At 65.5% G+C, this 13,539-nt stretch carries 13 protein-coding genes; 9 read left to right on the forward strand and 4 right to left on the reverse strand.

The window, feature by feature from the left end:
• Positions 1–264 precede the first annotated feature (264 nt).
• The 3 genes from clpB to rluD all read right to left on the reverse strand — a co-directional run bounded on the left by clpB (position 265) and on the right by rluD (position 4,672).
• The gene (gene clpB / locus HMPREF2924_RS03025) at positions 265–2,829 is read right to left on the reverse strand and encodes an ATP-dependent chaperone ClpB (protein WP_003094682.1); all 2,565 of its coding nucleotides are present in this window, start codon (positions 2,827–2,829) and stop codon (positions 265–267) included.
• A gap of 155 nt (positions 2,830–2,984) precedes the next feature.
• Positions 2,985–3,713, reverse strand: coding sequence for a peptidoglycan editing factor PgeF (gene pgeF, locus HMPREF2924_RS03030; protein ID WP_003134928.1), 729 nt, complete (start codon positions 3,711–3,713; stop codon positions 2,985–2,987).
• Positions 3,710–4,672: a 23S rRNA pseudouridine(1911/1915/1917) synthase RluD gene (gene rluD, locus HMPREF2924_RS03035; RefSeq protein WP_003094686.1), complete on the reverse strand. Its 963-nt coding sequence runs from the start codon at positions 4,670–4,672 to the stop codon at positions 3,710–3,712. The genes pgeF and rluD overlap by 4 nt, the downstream gene beginning before the upstream one ends.
• Positions 4,673–4,817: 145 nt before the next feature.
• Between rluD and HMPREF2924_RS03040 the strand changes: the two genes are divergently transcribed.
• The 4 genes from HMPREF2924_RS03040 (at position 4,818) to pilR (ending at position 9,179) form a co-directional block, all read left to right on the forward strand.
• Positions 4,818–5,843: an outer membrane protein assembly factor BamD gene (locus HMPREF2924_RS03040; RefSeq protein ID WP_003102590.1), complete on the forward strand. Its 1,026-nt coding sequence runs from the start codon at positions 4,818–4,820 to the stop codon at positions 5,841–5,843.
• A 156-nt stretch (positions 5,844–5,999) separates the two neighbouring features.
• The gene (locus HMPREF2924_RS03045) at positions 6,000–6,245 is read left to right on the forward strand and encodes a PP0621 family protein (RefSeq protein WP_014603563.1); all 246 of its coding nucleotides are present in this window, start codon (positions 6,000–6,002) and stop codon (positions 6,243–6,245) included.
• Positions 6,235–7,827, forward strand: a complete 1,593-nt coding sequence (pilS, locus tag HMPREF2924_RS03050) for a two-component system sensor histidine kinase PilS (RefSeq protein WP_003110428.1) — start codon at positions 6,235–6,237, stop codon at positions 7,825–7,827. Before HMPREF2924_RS03045 ends, pilS begins: the two co-directional genes overlap by 11 nt.
• A 14-nt stretch (positions 7,828–7,841) precedes the next feature.
• Positions 7,842–9,179: a two-component system response regulator PilR gene (gene pilR / locus HMPREF2924_RS03055; protein ID WP_003110427.1), complete on the forward strand. Its 1,338-nt coding sequence runs from the start codon at positions 7,842–7,844 to the stop codon at positions 9,177–9,179.
• A 45-nt stretch (positions 9,180–9,224) separates the two neighbouring features.
• Here pilR and thiO read toward each other — a convergent pair whose 3' ends face one another.
• On the reverse strand, positions 9,225–10,319 hold the full coding sequence (gene thiO, locus HMPREF2924_RS03060) for a glycine oxidase ThiO (RefSeq protein WP_003134931.1): 1,095 nt from the start codon (positions 10,317–10,319) through the stop codon (positions 9,225–9,227).
• Between the two features lie 134 nt (positions 10,320–10,453).
• Between thiO and HMPREF2924_RS03065 the strand changes: the two genes are divergently transcribed.
• The 5 genes from HMPREF2924_RS03065 to pilX all read left to right on the forward strand — a co-directional run bounded on the left by HMPREF2924_RS03065 (position 10,454) and on the right by pilX (position 13,528).
• The gene (locus HMPREF2924_RS03065) at positions 10,454–10,963 is read left to right on the forward strand and encodes a GspH/FimT family pseudopilin (RefSeq protein ID WP_003134932.1); all 510 of its coding nucleotides are present in this window, start codon (positions 10,454–10,456) and stop codon (positions 10,961–10,963) included.
• Positions 10,964–11,068: 105 nt separating this feature from the next.
• Entirely contained in the window at positions 11,069–11,575 is a 507-nt protein-coding gene (locus tag HMPREF2924_RS03070; RefSeq protein WP_003134935.1) for a GspH/FimT family pseudopilin, read from the forward strand.
• Complete coding sequence (pilV, locus tag HMPREF2924_RS03075) at positions 11,566–12,123, forward strand: type 4a pilus minor pilin PilV (RefSeq protein ID WP_003110422.1); 558 nt, start codon at positions 11,566–11,568, stop codon at positions 12,121–12,123. The genes HMPREF2924_RS03070 and pilV overlap by 10 nt, the downstream gene beginning before the upstream one ends.
• Complete coding sequence (gene pilW / locus HMPREF2924_RS03080; protein WP_003119422.1) at positions 12,120–12,944, forward strand: type 4a pilus minor pilin PilW; 825 nt, start codon at positions 12,120–12,122, stop codon at positions 12,942–12,944. Before pilV ends, pilW begins: the two co-directional genes overlap by 4 nt.
• The gene (gene pilX / locus HMPREF2924_RS03085; RefSeq protein WP_003094700.1) at positions 12,941–13,528 is read left to right on the forward strand and encodes a type 4a pilus minor pilin PilX; all 588 of its coding nucleotides are present in this window, start codon (positions 12,941–12,943) and stop codon (positions 13,526–13,528) included. Before pilW ends, pilX begins: the two co-directional genes overlap by 4 nt.
• Positions 13,529–13,539: the final 11 nt, after the last annotated feature.

A 13,539-nucleotide genomic window follows, 5' to 3' on the forward strand; every position in this document is an offset into this window, starting at 1 on the left:
CATTTGCTCTACCGACTGAGCTATCGCGGAACGTCTTTCTTCCAACCCTGGACGCTTCCGGTGTTGCTGGATTCGCGTCTCAGAGGCGCGCCATTTTACGGATGCGCGCGGGCATGTCAACCCTCTGATCCAAAAAGTTTTTCTTCTTTTTCCACGAGCGACAAAACGGCCCTTCCACTGCATGCGGCAGCGCTCTCGCGCCTACCGGACGCCCATGAAAAAGCCCCGCCGAAGCGGGGCTTTCCCTGTCCGCCCCCGAAGAGGTCAGGCGAAGACGATCTCGTCGCCTTCCACCTTCGCCGAGATACTGGCACCCGGCGCGAATTTGCCGGCCAGGATCAGTTGCGCCAGCGGGTTCTCGATCCAGCGCTGGATGGCCCGCTTCAGCGGGCGTGCGCCATAGACCGGGTCGAAGCCGACGGCAATCAGCTTGTCCAGCGCCTCCTGGCTCAGTTCCAGGCTCAGCTCGCGCTCGGCCAGGCGCTTGCGCAGGCGACCGAGCTGGATCTCGGCGATGCCGGCGATCTGCTCGCGAGCCAGCGGCTCGAACACCACCACTTCGTCGATCCGGTTGATGAATTCCGGACGGAAGTGCGCATTGACCGCGTCCATCACTGCGGCACGTTGCGCCTCGCGGTCGCCGGCCAGCTCCTGGATCTGCGCCGAACCGAGGTTGGAGGTCATCACCACCACGGTGTTGCGGAAGTCCACCGTACGCCCGTGACTGTCGGTCAGGCGTCCGTCCTCGAGCACCTGGAGGAGAATGTTGAATACATCCGGATGGGCCTTCTCCACCTCGTCCAGCAGCACCACCGAGTAGGGCTTGCGGCGGATCGCCTCGGTCAGGTAGCCGCCTTCCTCGAAGCCGACGTAGCCCGGAGGCGCGCCGATCAGGCGGGCCACCGAGTGTTTCTCCATGAACTCGGACATATCTATCCGCACCAGCGCCTCCTCGGTATCGAAGAGGAACTCGGCAAGCGCCTTGCACAACTCGGTCTTGCCCACCCCGGTCGGGCCGAGGAAGAGGAACGAGCCGCTCGGCCGGTTCGGATCGGCGAGGCCGGCGCGCGAACGGCGCACGGCGTTGGACACGGCGACTACCGCCTCGTCCTGGCCGATCACTCGCCGATGCAGCTCCTGCTCCATGCGCAGCAGCTTCTCGCGCTCGCCCTCGAGCATCTTCGACACCGGGATACCGGTCCACTTGGAAACCACCTCGGCGATTTCCTCGTCGGTCACCTTGTTGCGCAGCAACTGGTTCTCGGTCTTGCCGTGCTGGTCGACCATCTGCAGGCTGCGTTCCAGGTCCGGGATGGTCTGGTACTGGATGCGCGCCATGCTCTCGAGGTCGCCCTTGCGCCGCGCCGCCTCCATCTCCTGCTTGGCCTGCTCGATCTTCTGCTGGATCTGCGCCGAGCCCTGTACCTCGGCCTTCTCGGACTTCCAGATCTCCTCGAGGTCGGCGTATTCGCGCTCGAGCTTGACGATATCCTCCTCCAGCTTGGCCAGGCGCTTCCTGGTGGCTTCGTCGTCTTCCTTCTTCAGCGCCTCGCGCTCGATCTTCAGCTGGATCAGGCGACGGTCGAGACGATCCAGTTCCTCCGGCTTGGAGTCGATCTCCATGCGGATGCGGCTGGCGGCCTCGTCGATCAGGTCGATGGCCTTGTCCGGCAGTTGCCGATCGGTGATGTAGCGGTGCGACAGCTTGGCCGCGGCGATGATCGCGCCGTCGGTGATGCTCACCCCGTGGTGCACTTCATAGCGTTCCTTGAGGCCACGGAGGATGGCGATGGTGTCTTCCTCGCTCGGCTCGTCCACCAGCACCTTCTGGAAGCGGCGCTCCAGCGCGGCATCCTTCTCGATGTACTGGCGATACTCGTCGAGGGTAGTAGCACCGACGCAGTGCAGCTCGCCGCGCGCCAGAGCCGGCTTGAGCATGTTGCCGGCGTCCATGGCGCCTTCCGCCTTGCCGGCGCCGACCATGGTGTGCAGTTCGTCGATGAACAGGATGACCCGGCCTTCCTGCTTGCCCAGTTCGTTGAGGACTGCCTTCAGGCGTTCCTCGAACTCGCCGCGGAACTTGGCACCGGCGATCAGCGCCCCCATGTCCAGGGCCAGCAGGCGCTTGTCCTTGAGGCCGTCCGGCACTTCGCCGTTGATGATGCGCTGGGCCAGGCCCTCGACGATGGCGGTCTTGCCGACGCCGGGTTCGCCGATCAGCACCGGGTTGTTCTTGGTCCGCCGCTGCAGGACCTGGATGGTCCGGCGGATCTCGTCGTCGCGACCGATCACCGGGTCGAGCTTGCCTTCCTCGGCGCGCTTGGTCATGTCGACGGTGTACTTGTCCAGCGCCTGGCGCGACTCCTCGACGTTCGGGTCGTTCACCGCTTCGCCGCCACGCAGGTTGGCCACGGCATTCTCCAGCGCCTTGCGCGACACGCCCTGGCCGAGCAGCAGCTTGCCGAGCCTGGTGTTCTCGTCCATCGCGGCCAGCAATACCAGCTCGCTGGAGATGAACTGGTCGCCCTTCTGCTGGGCCAGGCGGTCAGCCTGGTTGAGCAGGCGTGCGAGATCCTGGGACAGGTTCACGTCGCCGGTCGGGCTCTGGATCTTCGGCAGCGCGTCGAGTTCTTTGTTGAGGCCGCTGCGCAGGGCGGCGATATCGAAGCCGACCTGCATCAGCAGGGGCTTGATCGAACCGCCTTGCTGCTCGAGCAGGGCGGAAAGCAGGTGCACCGGCTCGATGGCCGGATGGTCATGGCCAACGGCCAGGGACTGGGCGTCGGAGAGCGCCAGTTGCAGCTTGCTGGTCAAACGGTCTATTCGCATGGGTCGTCCTTCCTTCTATAGAGCGGGCCGGAACGATGGGTGTCCCTGATGAAGAAAAGCCCGCCGAGATGACTCAGTAGATAAGGGCGATTTTCCGCGGTTCAAGCGACCGGACCGTGACATCGGTCAGTTGCCGCCGGATAACCTGCGCGGGCCTAGTCCTGGAGCCAGACCAGGCTGGCAAAACGGCCGGTACGCGACGAGCGGCGGTAGGAATAGAAGCGCGCGGTATCGCTGAAGGTGCACAAGCCGCCGCCATGCACGGCGGTGACGCCATGGGCGCCCAGGCGGATCCGCGCGAGTCGGTAGATGTCGGCCATGAAGCGGCCCGGATTGGCGCTAGGTACGAAAGCCGAGCGCGCCTCGGCGTGCGCAGCGACGAATGCATCGCGGACCTCGCCGCCGACCTCGAAGGCCTGCGGGCCGATCGCCGGCCCCAGCCAGACCAGCAGTTCGTCGCCGGGCACGCCCAGGCTGTCCACCGTCGCCTCCAGCACGCCCGCCGCCAGCCCGCGCCAGCCGGCATGGGCCGCGGCCACGCGGGTGCCCGAGCGGTCGCAGAACAACGCCGGCAGGCAGTCGGCGGTCATGATCGTACAGGCGACGCCCGGCATCGCGCTCCAGCTGGCGTCGGCCCTGAGCACCCGGCTCGGGTCGGCCTCCACCACCGTCACTCCGTGCACCTGGTCCAACCAGCTCGGCCGGCATTCCAGACGCTCGGTCAGGCGTCGGCGGTTTTCTTCCACGGCGCGCGGATCGTCGTCGACGTGGGCGCCAAGGTTCAGACTGTCGAAGGGTGCCTGGCTGACCCCGCCACTGCGCGTGGTCACGCAGGCCCGCACACGGGCCGGCGCCGGCCAGTCGGGGGTCAGCCAGGCGTTCATCCGACGAACGCCTCGCGATCCTGGCGCAACAGGCTGAGCAGCCAGAGGAAGTCTTCCGGCAGCGGCGACTCCCACTTCATGCGCACGCCGGTGGCCGGGTGATCCAGTTCGAGGAAGCGCGCGTGCAGCGCCTGCCGGGGGAACTCGCGAAGAGTCTGGACCAGGGTCTGGCTGGCCACCGGGGGAATCCTGAAGCGCCCACCGTAGACCGGATCGCCGACCAGGGGATAGCCGATATGGCTCATGTGCACGCGGATCTGGTGGGTACGCCCGGTCTCCAGCTTGACCCGGGTATGGGTGTGCGCACGGAAGCGTTCCAGCACGCGGTAATGGCTGACCGCCACCTTGCCGGCGTCGACCACCGCCATCTTCTGCCGCTGCACGCCATGCCGTCCGATCGGCGCATCGATGGTGCCGCCGGAGGTGATCACGCCGATCACGATCGCCTCGTAGATGCGGCTGACCGACCGTGCCTGCAGTTGCGCCACCAGCTTGGTGTGGGCCTCCAGCGTCTTGGCCACCACCATCAGGCCGGTCGTGTCCTTGTCCAGGCGGTGGACGATCCCGGCGCGCGGCACATTGGCGATGTCCGGGACATGGTAGAGCAAGGCATTCAGCAGGGTGCCGTCCTGATGGCCGGCAGCCGGATGGACCACCAGGCCGGCGGGCTTGTCGATCACCAGGATGTGCTCGTCCTCGTAGACGATTTCCAGCTCGATGTCCTGTGCGAGCCACTCGCCCTGGGCTTCCTGCTCGGCCTCCAGGACCAGTTGCGCGCCGCTGTGGACGATGTCGCGCGGGCGCAGCACGGCGCCGTCGACGGTCAGGCGTCCGTCCTTGATCCAGCCGGCCAGACGGGAGCGGGAGTGTTCGGGAAAAAGCTGGGCGGCGATCTGGTCGAGACGCTGGCCACCCAGCTCGAACGGCACCTCGGCCGCGCGTTGAATCATATCGGACATGAGTAGGAGACGATGCTCAGCGCGGCTTTTGGAATCGGCTACGCGCTGTGGTTAAATACGGGGTCTTTGTCCCAGGGGGTGCCTGGGGCGCCAATCATAACAGACGGTTGAGGCCAAGCCGACCGTCCCAGGGACGCAAGCCGCCATGCAAGTGAAACACCTGCTGCTGATCGCCATCCTCGCCCTCACCGCAGCCTGCTCCTCGAACAAGGAGACTGTCGACGAGAACCTGAGCGAGAGCCAGCTGTACCAGCAGGCGCAGGACGACCTCAACAACAAGAGCTACAACAGCGCCGTCACCAAGCTGAAAGCCCTCGAATCGCGCTATCCCTTCGGCCGCTACGCCGAGCAGGCCCAGCTCGAGCTGATCTACGCCAACTACAAGAACATGGAGCCCGAAGCCGCCCGCGCCGCCGCCGAACGCTTCATCCGCCTGCATCCGCAGCACCCCAACGTCGACTACGCCTACTACCTCAAGGGCCTGTCCTCCTTCGACCAGGACCGCGGCCTGCTGGCGCGCTTCCTGCCGCTGGACATGACCAAGCGCGACCCGGGCGCCGCCCGCGACTCCTTCAACGAGTTCGCCCAGCTCACCAGCCGCTTCCCCAACAGCCGCTACGCCCCGGACGCCAAGGCGCGCATGGTGTACCTGCGCAACCTGCTGGCGGCCTACGAAGTGCACGTCGGCCACTACTACCTGAAGCGCCAGGCCTATGTCGCCGCCGCCAACCGCGGTCGCTACGTGGTGGAGAACTTCCAGGAAACCCCGGCCGTCGGCGATGGCCTGGCGATCATGGTCGAAGCCTACCGTCGCCTGGGTCTCGACGACCTGGCCAGCACCAGCCTGGAAACCCTCAAGCTCAACTATCCGGATAACGCCAGCCTCAAGGATGGCGAGTTCGTCGCCCGCGAAAGCGAGGCCGACACCCGCTCCTGGCTGGCCAAGGCCACCCTGGGCCTGATCGAGGGCGGCGAGCCGCCGCCGCACATGGAAACCCAGGCCGCCAAGGACGTGATCAAGCAGTACGAGGATGCCGAGCGGGAGATCCCCGCCGAACTGAAGCCGGAAAACCAGGATCACAGCGCCGACGACGAGAAGCCGGAGAGCGATGACGACGAAGACTCCGGCCGCTCCTGGTGGAGCTACATGACCTTCGGTCTCTTCGACTGATCGCACGAAACACCGAAGGGAGGCGCAGGCCTCCCTTCTTTTTGCCCGCCGCCATGCCTCTCCCAGCGCCAAACGCCGCACAGCCTGGACCTTCCCGGCTGGGATCGAGCCGGCGGCTTGGCTAAACTGCAGCTTTCTCCAGCCTCCGAGATCACCATGGGCCTTTTCCGCCTCCTGTTCTGGATCGCCCTGATCGCCATCGCGTTCTGGCTCTGGCGTCGCTTTACCCGTCCCACTCCGCGCCAGCAGCAACGTCCGCAGGACGAGCCGGGCGCATCGCCGATGGTCCGCTGCGCCCATTGCGGCGTCCACGTGCCGCAGGCCAACGCCCTCGCCCACGAACAACGCTGGTATTGCAGCCAGGCGCACCTGCGCCAGGACCAGGGCGACCGTGCGCGCTGAACGGCTACGGCTGAGCGAGGAGCAGGGGCAACGCATCCTCCGTCTGTACCACCTGTACCGCCTGACCATCGGCCTGGTACTGGTCCTGCTGATCTCCAGCGAACTGGAAGATCAGGTCCTCAAGCTCGTCCACCCTGAACTGTTCCATGTCGGCAGTTGGTGCTACCTGGTCTTCAACATCCTGGTCGCGCTGTTCCTGCCGCCGTCACGGCAATTGCTGCCGATCTTCATCCTCGCGCTCACCGACGTGCTGATGCTTTGCGGCCTGTTCTACGCAGGTGGCGGCGTACCCAGCGGCATCGGCAGCCTGCTGGTGGTGGCGGTGGCCATTGCCAACATCCTGCTGCGCGGGCGCATCGGCCTGGTCATCGCGGCGGCGGCCAGCCTCGGCCTGCTCTACCTGACCTTCTTCCTCAGCCTGAGCAGTCCGGACGCCACCAACCACTACGTCCAGGCCGGCGGCCTCGGCACCCTGTGCTTCGCCGCCGCGCTGGTGATCCAGGCTCTGGTGCGGCGCCAGGAGCAGACCGAAACGCTGGCCGAAGAACGCGCCGAGACGGTCGCCAACCTGGAGGAACTCAACGCATTGATCCTGCAGCGCATGCGCACCGGCATCCTCGTGGTCGATAGCCGTCAGGCCATCCTCCTCGCCAACCAGGCCGCCCTCGGCCTGCTCAGGCAGGACGACGTGCAGGGCGCCAGCCTCGGCCGCCACAGCCCGATGCTGATGCACTGCATGAAGCAATGGCGCCTGAATCCCAGCCTCCGTCCGCCGACGCTCAAGGTGGTGCCGGACGGCCCGACGGTGCAACCCAGCTTTATCAGCCTCAACCGCGAAGACGACCAGCACGTGCTGATCTTCCTCGAAGACATTTCGCAGATCGCCCAGCAGGCGCAGCAGATGAAGCTGGCCGGTCTCGGCCGCCTGACCGCCGGCATCGCCCATGAGATCCGCAACCCGCTGGGCGCGATCAGCCACGCCGCCCAACTGCTGCAGGAGTCAGAGGAACTGGATGCCCCGGACCGACGGCTGACGCAGATCATCCAGGACCAGTCGAAGCGGATGAACCTGGTCATCGAGAACGTCCTGCAGCTCTCCCGTCGCCGCCAGGCCGAACCGCAGCAGCTCGACCTGAAGGAGTGGCTTCAGCGGTTCGTCGACGAATATCCCGGCAGGCTGCGCAACGACAGCGAACTGCACCTGCAGCTCGGTGCCGGCGACATCCAGACCCGCATGGACCCACACCAGTTGAACCAGGTGCTGAGCAACCTGGTGCAGAACGGTCTTCGCTACAGCGCCCAGGCGCACGGGCGCGGCCAGGTCTGGCTGAGCCTCGCGCGCGACCCGGAGAGCGACCTGCCGGTGCTGGAAGTCATCGACGACGGTCCCGGCGTACCGGCGGACAAACTGAACAACCTGTTCGAACCCTTCTTTACTACAGAAAGCAAAGGCACCGGCCTGGGCCTCTATCTCTCCCGCGAACTCTGCGAGAGCAACCAGGCACGGATCGACTACCGCAATCGCGAGGAAGGCGGCGGCTGCTTCCGCATCACCTTCGCCCACCCGCGCAAACTCAGCTGACGGAAGCCGCACGCATGAGCCGACAAAAAGCCCTGATCGTCGACGATGAACCGGATATCCGCGAACTGCTGGAAATCACTCTCGGCCGCATGAAGCTGGACACCCGCAGCGCCCGCAACGTCAAGGAAGCCCGCGAGTTGCTGGCCCGCGAGCCGTTCGACCTGTGCCTCACCGACATGCGCCTGCCGGACGGCAGCGGCCTCGATCTGGTCCAGTACATCCAGCAGCGCCATCCACAGACCCCGGTGGCCATGATCACCGCGTACGGCAGCCTGGACACCGCGATCCAGGCGCTCAAGGCCGGTGCCTTCGACTTCCTCACCAAACCGGTCGACCTCGGTCGCTTGCGGGAGCTGGTGGCAACCGCCCTGCGCTTGCGCAACCCGGAAGCCGAGGAAGCGCCGGTGGACAACCGCCTGCTCGGCGAGTCGCCGCCGATGCGCGCCCTGCGCAACCAGATCGGCAAGCTGGCGCGCAGCCAGGCGCCGGTCTACATCAGTGGCGAGTCCGGCAGCGGCAAGGAACTGGTGGCGCGCCTGATCCACGAGCAGGGGCCACGTATCGAGCGGCCGTTCGTGCCGGTGAACTGCGGCGCGATTCCCTCCGAGCTGATGGAAAGCGAGTTCTTCGGCCACAAGAAAGGCAGCTTCACTGGCGCTATCGAAGACAAGCAGGGCCTGTTCCAGGCCGCCAGCGGTGGCACCCTGTTCCTCGACGAAGTCGCCGACCTGCCGATGGCCATGCAGGTCAAACTGCTCCGGGCGATCCAGGAAAAGGCCGTGCGCGCGGTCGGCGGCCAGCAGGAGGTCGCCGTCGACGTGCGCATCCTCTGCGCCACCCACAAGGACCTCGCCGCCGAAGTCGGCGCCGGGCGCTTCCGCCAGGACCTCTACTACCGCCTCAACGTCATCGAGCTGCGCGTACCGCCGCTGCGCGAACGCCGCGAGGACATCCCGCTGCTCGCCGATCGCATCCTCAAGCGCCTGGCCGGCGACACCGGCCTGCCGGCCGCCAGGCTGACCGGCGACGCACAGGAGAAGCTGAAGAACTACCGCTTCCCAGGCAACGTCCGCGAGCTGGAAAACATGCTGGAGCGCGCCTATACCCTGTGCGAAGACGACCAGATCCAGCCTCACGACCTGCGCCTGGCCGATGCGCCGGGTGCCAGCCAGGAAGGCGCCGCGAGCCTGAGCGAAATAGACAACCTCGAGGACTACCTGGAAGACATCGAGCGCAAGCTGATCATGCAGGCACTCGAGGAGACCCGCTGGAACCGCACCGCCGCGGCCCAGCGCCTGGGCCTGACGTTCCGCTCGATGCGCTACCGCCTGAAAAAGCTGGGCATCGACTGAAAGTGAAAAGGCCTGTCCGAAGACAGGCCTTTTGGTTTTCGCTCCTCAGAGGCGACCAGCCGGGGCGTAGGGGGCCGGGTCGATGATCGGTTCCCGCCCGCTGATGAGATCCGCCAGCAGACGGCACGACGCCGGCGCCAGGACCAGCCCGTTGCGGTAGTGCCCGGTATTCAGCCAGAGCCCGTCGAAGCCAGGCACCGGACCGATATAGGGGATGCCTTCGGGAGAGCCCGGGCGCAACCCTGCCCAGTGGGCCACCGGCTGCATGTCCGCCAGGTCCGGCAACAGTTCTGCCGCAGACGCCCTGAGGCTTTCCAGCGCCTCGTCGGTCGGCGTCTTGTCGAAGCCCGAATGTTCCAAGGTGCTGCCGATCAGGATGTGGCCGTCGCGCCGCGGAATCGCGTAGCGCCCCTTGGCCAGCACCATGCGCGGCAGGAAATCCGCCGCGCACTTATAGAGGATCATCTGCCCTTTCACCGGTACCACGGGCAGTTCCAGGCCAAGCGGCTTCAACAACTCGCCGCTCCAGGCGCCTGCCGCCAGCAGCACCTTGTCGCCACGGATCTCGCCACGCGAGGTCGCCACGCCGACCACTCGATCGCCGTCGCGCAACCAGCCGCGCACCTCCGTCTGCTCATGCAGTTCGAGATTGGCGAATTGTTGCAGGGATGCCCGCAATGAGCGCGCCAGGCGAGGATTGCGCACATTGGCCACGCCCGACATGTAGACCGCCCGCTGGAAGCCGGCGCCCAGCCCGGGCACCGCCGCGTAGGCCTCCTCGATCGGCACTTCCTTCAACGGCCGGGTGTGCTTGCGTGCCCACTGCAGTGCCTCGGTCTGGTCGTCCAGGTCCAGCCAATACAGGCCAACGGTATGGACCTCGGGATCGAGCCCGGTCTCGTCGAGCAAACGCTGCCCCAGGGCCGGGTAGAAATCCTGCGACCAGTGCGCCAGGGCGGTCACCGCCGGGCTGTAGCGCCACGGATAGAGCGGCGAGACGATCCCGCCTCCCGCCCAGGATGCCTCACGCCCACTCTCGCCCCGCTCCACCAGGGTCACCCGCAGTCCGGCGAGCGCCAGCTCCCGGGCGGTCAACAGGCCGATGACACCAGCGCCCACTACCACAACTCTTTCCGACACCAGGGCCTCCACGATCACACAGGGGTTGCAGAAAAGTCGGTCATACGCCTCATCCCGCTGCTGATTGAGGCAACGGGGAAAATCCGGCGAGATACGACCGTCGCGGAATGATACGAGCAAAAGGGCCGCCTGCCATGGTCGAAAGGTCGCAGAGAGCGTTGACGCTCACCGAGCTGCTGTTTGCGCTGGTTCTGCTGGGGATACTGGGAAGCCTGGCGCTGCCCGGGATGGCAGCCTGGCTGGACGGCAATCGCCAGCGAAGTGTGTTGCACGAGCTGAGCGCGAGCATCCAGCTGGGCAGAACCCATGCCGTCGCCTACCAGCGCCCGGTGACGCTCTGTCCGTCGACCGATGGCCGTCACTGCGGCAACGACTGGGGAGAGGGCTGGCTGCTTGCGGAAGACGGTGGGGAACGGCTTCTCGTGGGACGCGCGCTTGCAAAGAAGGAAAGGCTCCGCTGGAACCGTTCGAACCGCCTCAGGTTCCTCCCCAGCGGCCAGCTCAACATTCACAACGGGCGGTTTCTGCTCTGCGGAAGGCATACCGTTGCCTGGCAACTGATCCTCAACCGGCAGGGCCGGCTCCGTACCGCGAGCGCCAGGGAGAACCGAGAGAAACGTGAGCTATGCAGCACTTCCGGATGATCATGGACCAGTTGTCCTGCCCCACGGGCCGACCGTCAACGACCGCAAGACGCTCCCAGGCCCGTTTGGCATGCTTTCCAGGCGTAGACCCCCTGGAGCAACCGCATGTCATATCGTTCCAACTCGACCGGCTTCACCCTGATCGAGTTGCTGATCATCGTCGTCCTGCTGGCCATCATGGCGAGCTTCGCCATTCCGAACTTCAAGCAGCTGACAGAACGCAACGAACTGCAGAGCGCCGCCGAGGAACTCAATGCGATGCTGCAGTACGCTCGCAGCGAAGCCGTGTCCCAGAGGCGCGCGATCACCATCCAGGCGCTGAAGGACAAGGACTGGGGCAAGGGCCTGAGCATAGGTGTCCTGGCCTCTGGCTCGATCGCCGCGCCCCTGCGCAAACACGACGGCTTCCGTGCCGCCACGCTGACAGCGAAGGAAAAGAGCGCCGTGGAACATCTGACCTTCACGGCCAACGGTACCCTCGTACCGCCAACGGAACGAACCTTCGCCATCTGCCAGAACGGCAAGACCGACGGCGGCCGCGTGCTGAGCATCAGCCAGGCCGGCCGGATCCAACTCGAACCTTCCTCCAAGGCGCCCCAGTCATGCTATTGAAATCGCGGCACAAGCCGCTGTACCAATCCGGCTTCAGCATGATCGAAGTGCTGGTCGCCCTGCTGCTGATCAGCATCGGCGTGCTGGGCATGATCGCCATGCAGGGCAAGACCATCCAGTACACCGCCGACTCGGTCGAGCGCAACAAGGCAGCCATGCTCGGCAGCAACCTGCTGGAAAGCATGCGGGCGAGCCCGAAGGCGCTGTACGACGTCAAGGACCAGATGGCCACGCAATCCGACTTCTTCAAGGCCAAGGGGTCGGCGTTCCCCACCGCGCCGTCCTCCTGCACGCCATTGCCCGACGCGATCAAGGACCGCCTGGGATGCTGGGCGGAACAGGTGAAGAACGAACTGCCAGGCGCTGGCGACCTGCTGATGAGCGACTACTACATCTGCCGCAGCTCGAAGCCGGGCGACTGCGACGGCAAGGGCTCCATGCTGGAAATCCGCCTGGCCTGGCGCGGCAAGCAAGGCGCCTGCGTCAACGCCGCCGACAGCAGCGCCGACACCTCCCTCTGCTACTACACCCTCAGGGTTGAGCCATGAGCATGAACAACCGCTCCCGACGGCAATCGGGTCTGTCCATGATCGAACTACTGGTGGCCCTCGCCATCAGCAGCTTCCTGATTCTCGGGATTACCCAGATCTACCTGGACAACAAGCGCAACTACCTGTTCCAGCAAGGCCAGGCAGGCAACCAGGAAAACGGACGCTTCGCCATGATGTTCCTGGACCAGCAACTGGCCAAGGTGGGTTTCCGTCGACGTGCGGACGACCCCAACGAGTTTGCCTTCCCGGCGCAGCAGAAAACCGCCTATTGCGAGGCATTCAAAGCCGGCTCGACCCTGGTGCCCGCCGTGGTCAAGGCCGGCCAGAGCGGATTCTGCTACCGCTATCAACCGGCGCCAGGCGAAGCCTACGACTGCGAAGGCAACTCGATCACCACCCCCAGCGATCCATTCGCTACCGCCCAGGCCATCACCGCACGCGTTCTGTTCGTTCCCGCGACCGCCGATGTCCCCGGCAGCCTCGCCTGCTCCGCGCAGACAATCAAGGAAAAAGGCCAGGAGATCGTCAGCGGCCTGGTCGACTTCAAGCTTGAGTACGGCGTCGGCCCGACCATGGCCGGCAAACGCGAAGTGGAAAGCTTCGTCGAACAGGCCAACATCGCCGACCGTCCGGTGCGTGCCCTGCGCTACTCCGCGCTGATGGCCAGCGACAAGAACCTGCGCCAGGGTGACAGCAAGACCCTGGACGACTGGATCACGCTCTACCCCTCGTCCAAGACCAGCCTGCAAGGCAACGACAAGGACCGCCTCTACCAGATCGCCAAGGGCAGCCAGACACTCAGGAATCTCGTGCCATGAACAACTTCCCTGCACAACAGCGCGGCGCCACGCTGGTCATCGCCCTGGCGATCCTGGTGATCGTCACCTTGCTGGCGGTCTCGAGCATGCGCGAAGTGGTACTGGAAAGCCGCATCACCGGCAACGTCATCGAACAGACTCGCTTGCAGAATGCCGCCGAGTCCGGACTCCGCGAAGGCGAGCGGCGCTTCGTCAACACCCTGCGTCCGCCGGAGCCCGGCACCGGTTGTAGGGCCGACAACGTGGCCCGTCCCTGCCTGCTGGACCTCGCCGCGCTGAACCTGAAGCTGGCGGACACCCACCAGAATCCGGTCGGCGTGCTGAAGGGCATCGCCAATACCTGGATGAGTTACCGCGGCAGCGACATCACCAGCGCGACCACCGCGGGCACGCTCTACAGCGTGCAGTGGAACAACCTGCCCATTCCCTCGGGCGGCCAGGTCAACGAAGCGGAAAGCCCCGAATACGGCAACCTGATGCGCGGCATCGGCACCTTCTACTACGAGACCAATAGCGTCGCGCGCAACCAGACCAACAGCGAAACCGTCCTGCAGACCGTTCTCGCCCGTCTCTATACCAACTGATCGAGCCTCGC

This window comes from Pseudomonas sp. HMSC063H08 (assembly GCF_001813645.1).
Taxonomy (GTDB): domain Bacteria; phylum Pseudomonadota; class Gammaproteobacteria; order Pseudomonadales; family Pseudomonadaceae; genus Pseudomonas; species Pseudomonas aeruginosa.

What these genes read in the sequence shown, in the direction of transcription:
- clpB (WP_003094682.1), bottom strand. Translation starts at nt 2,829, where the DNA reads ATGCGAATAGACCGTTTGACCAGCAAGCTGCAACTGGCGCTCTCCGAC.
- pgeF (WP_003134928.1), bottom strand. Translation starts at nt 3,713, where the DNA reads ATGAACGCCTGGCTGACCCCCGACTGGCCGGCGCCGGCCCGTGTGCGG.
- rluD (WP_003094686.1), bottom strand. Translation starts at nt 4,672, where the DNA reads ATGTCCGATATGATTCAACGCGCGGCCGAGGTGCCGTTCGAGCTGGGT.
- HMPREF2924_RS03040 (WP_003102590.1), top strand. Translation starts at nt 4,818, where the DNA reads ATGCAAGTGAAACACCTGCTGCTGATCGCCATCCTCGCCCTCACCGCA.
- HMPREF2924_RS03045 (WP_014603563.1), top strand. Translation starts at nt 6,000, where the DNA reads ATGGGCCTTTTCCGCCTCCTGTTCTGGATCGCCCTGATCGCCATCGCG.
- pilR (WP_003110427.1), top strand. Translation starts at nt 7,842, where the DNA reads ATGAGCCGACAAAAAGCCCTGATCGTCGACGATGAACCGGATATCCGC.
- HMPREF2924_RS03065 (WP_003134932.1), top strand. Translation starts at nt 10,454, where the DNA reads ATGGTCGAAAGGTCGCAGAGAGCGTTGACGCTCACCGAGCTGCTGTTT.
- HMPREF2924_RS03070 (WP_003134935.1), top strand. Translation starts at nt 11,069, where the DNA reads ATGTCATATCGTTCCAACTCGACCGGCTTCACCCTGATCGAGTTGCTG.
- pilV (WP_003110422.1), top strand. Translation starts at nt 11,566, where the DNA reads ATGCTATTGAAATCGCGGCACAAGCCGCTGTACCAATCCGGCTTCAGC.
- pilW (WP_003119422.1), top strand. Translation starts at nt 12,120, where the DNA reads ATGAGCATGAACAACCGCTCCCGACGGCAATCGGGTCTGTCCATGATC.
- pilX (WP_003094700.1), top strand. Translation starts at nt 12,941, where the DNA reads ATGAACAACTTCCCTGCACAACAGCGCGGCGCCACGCTGGTCATCGCC.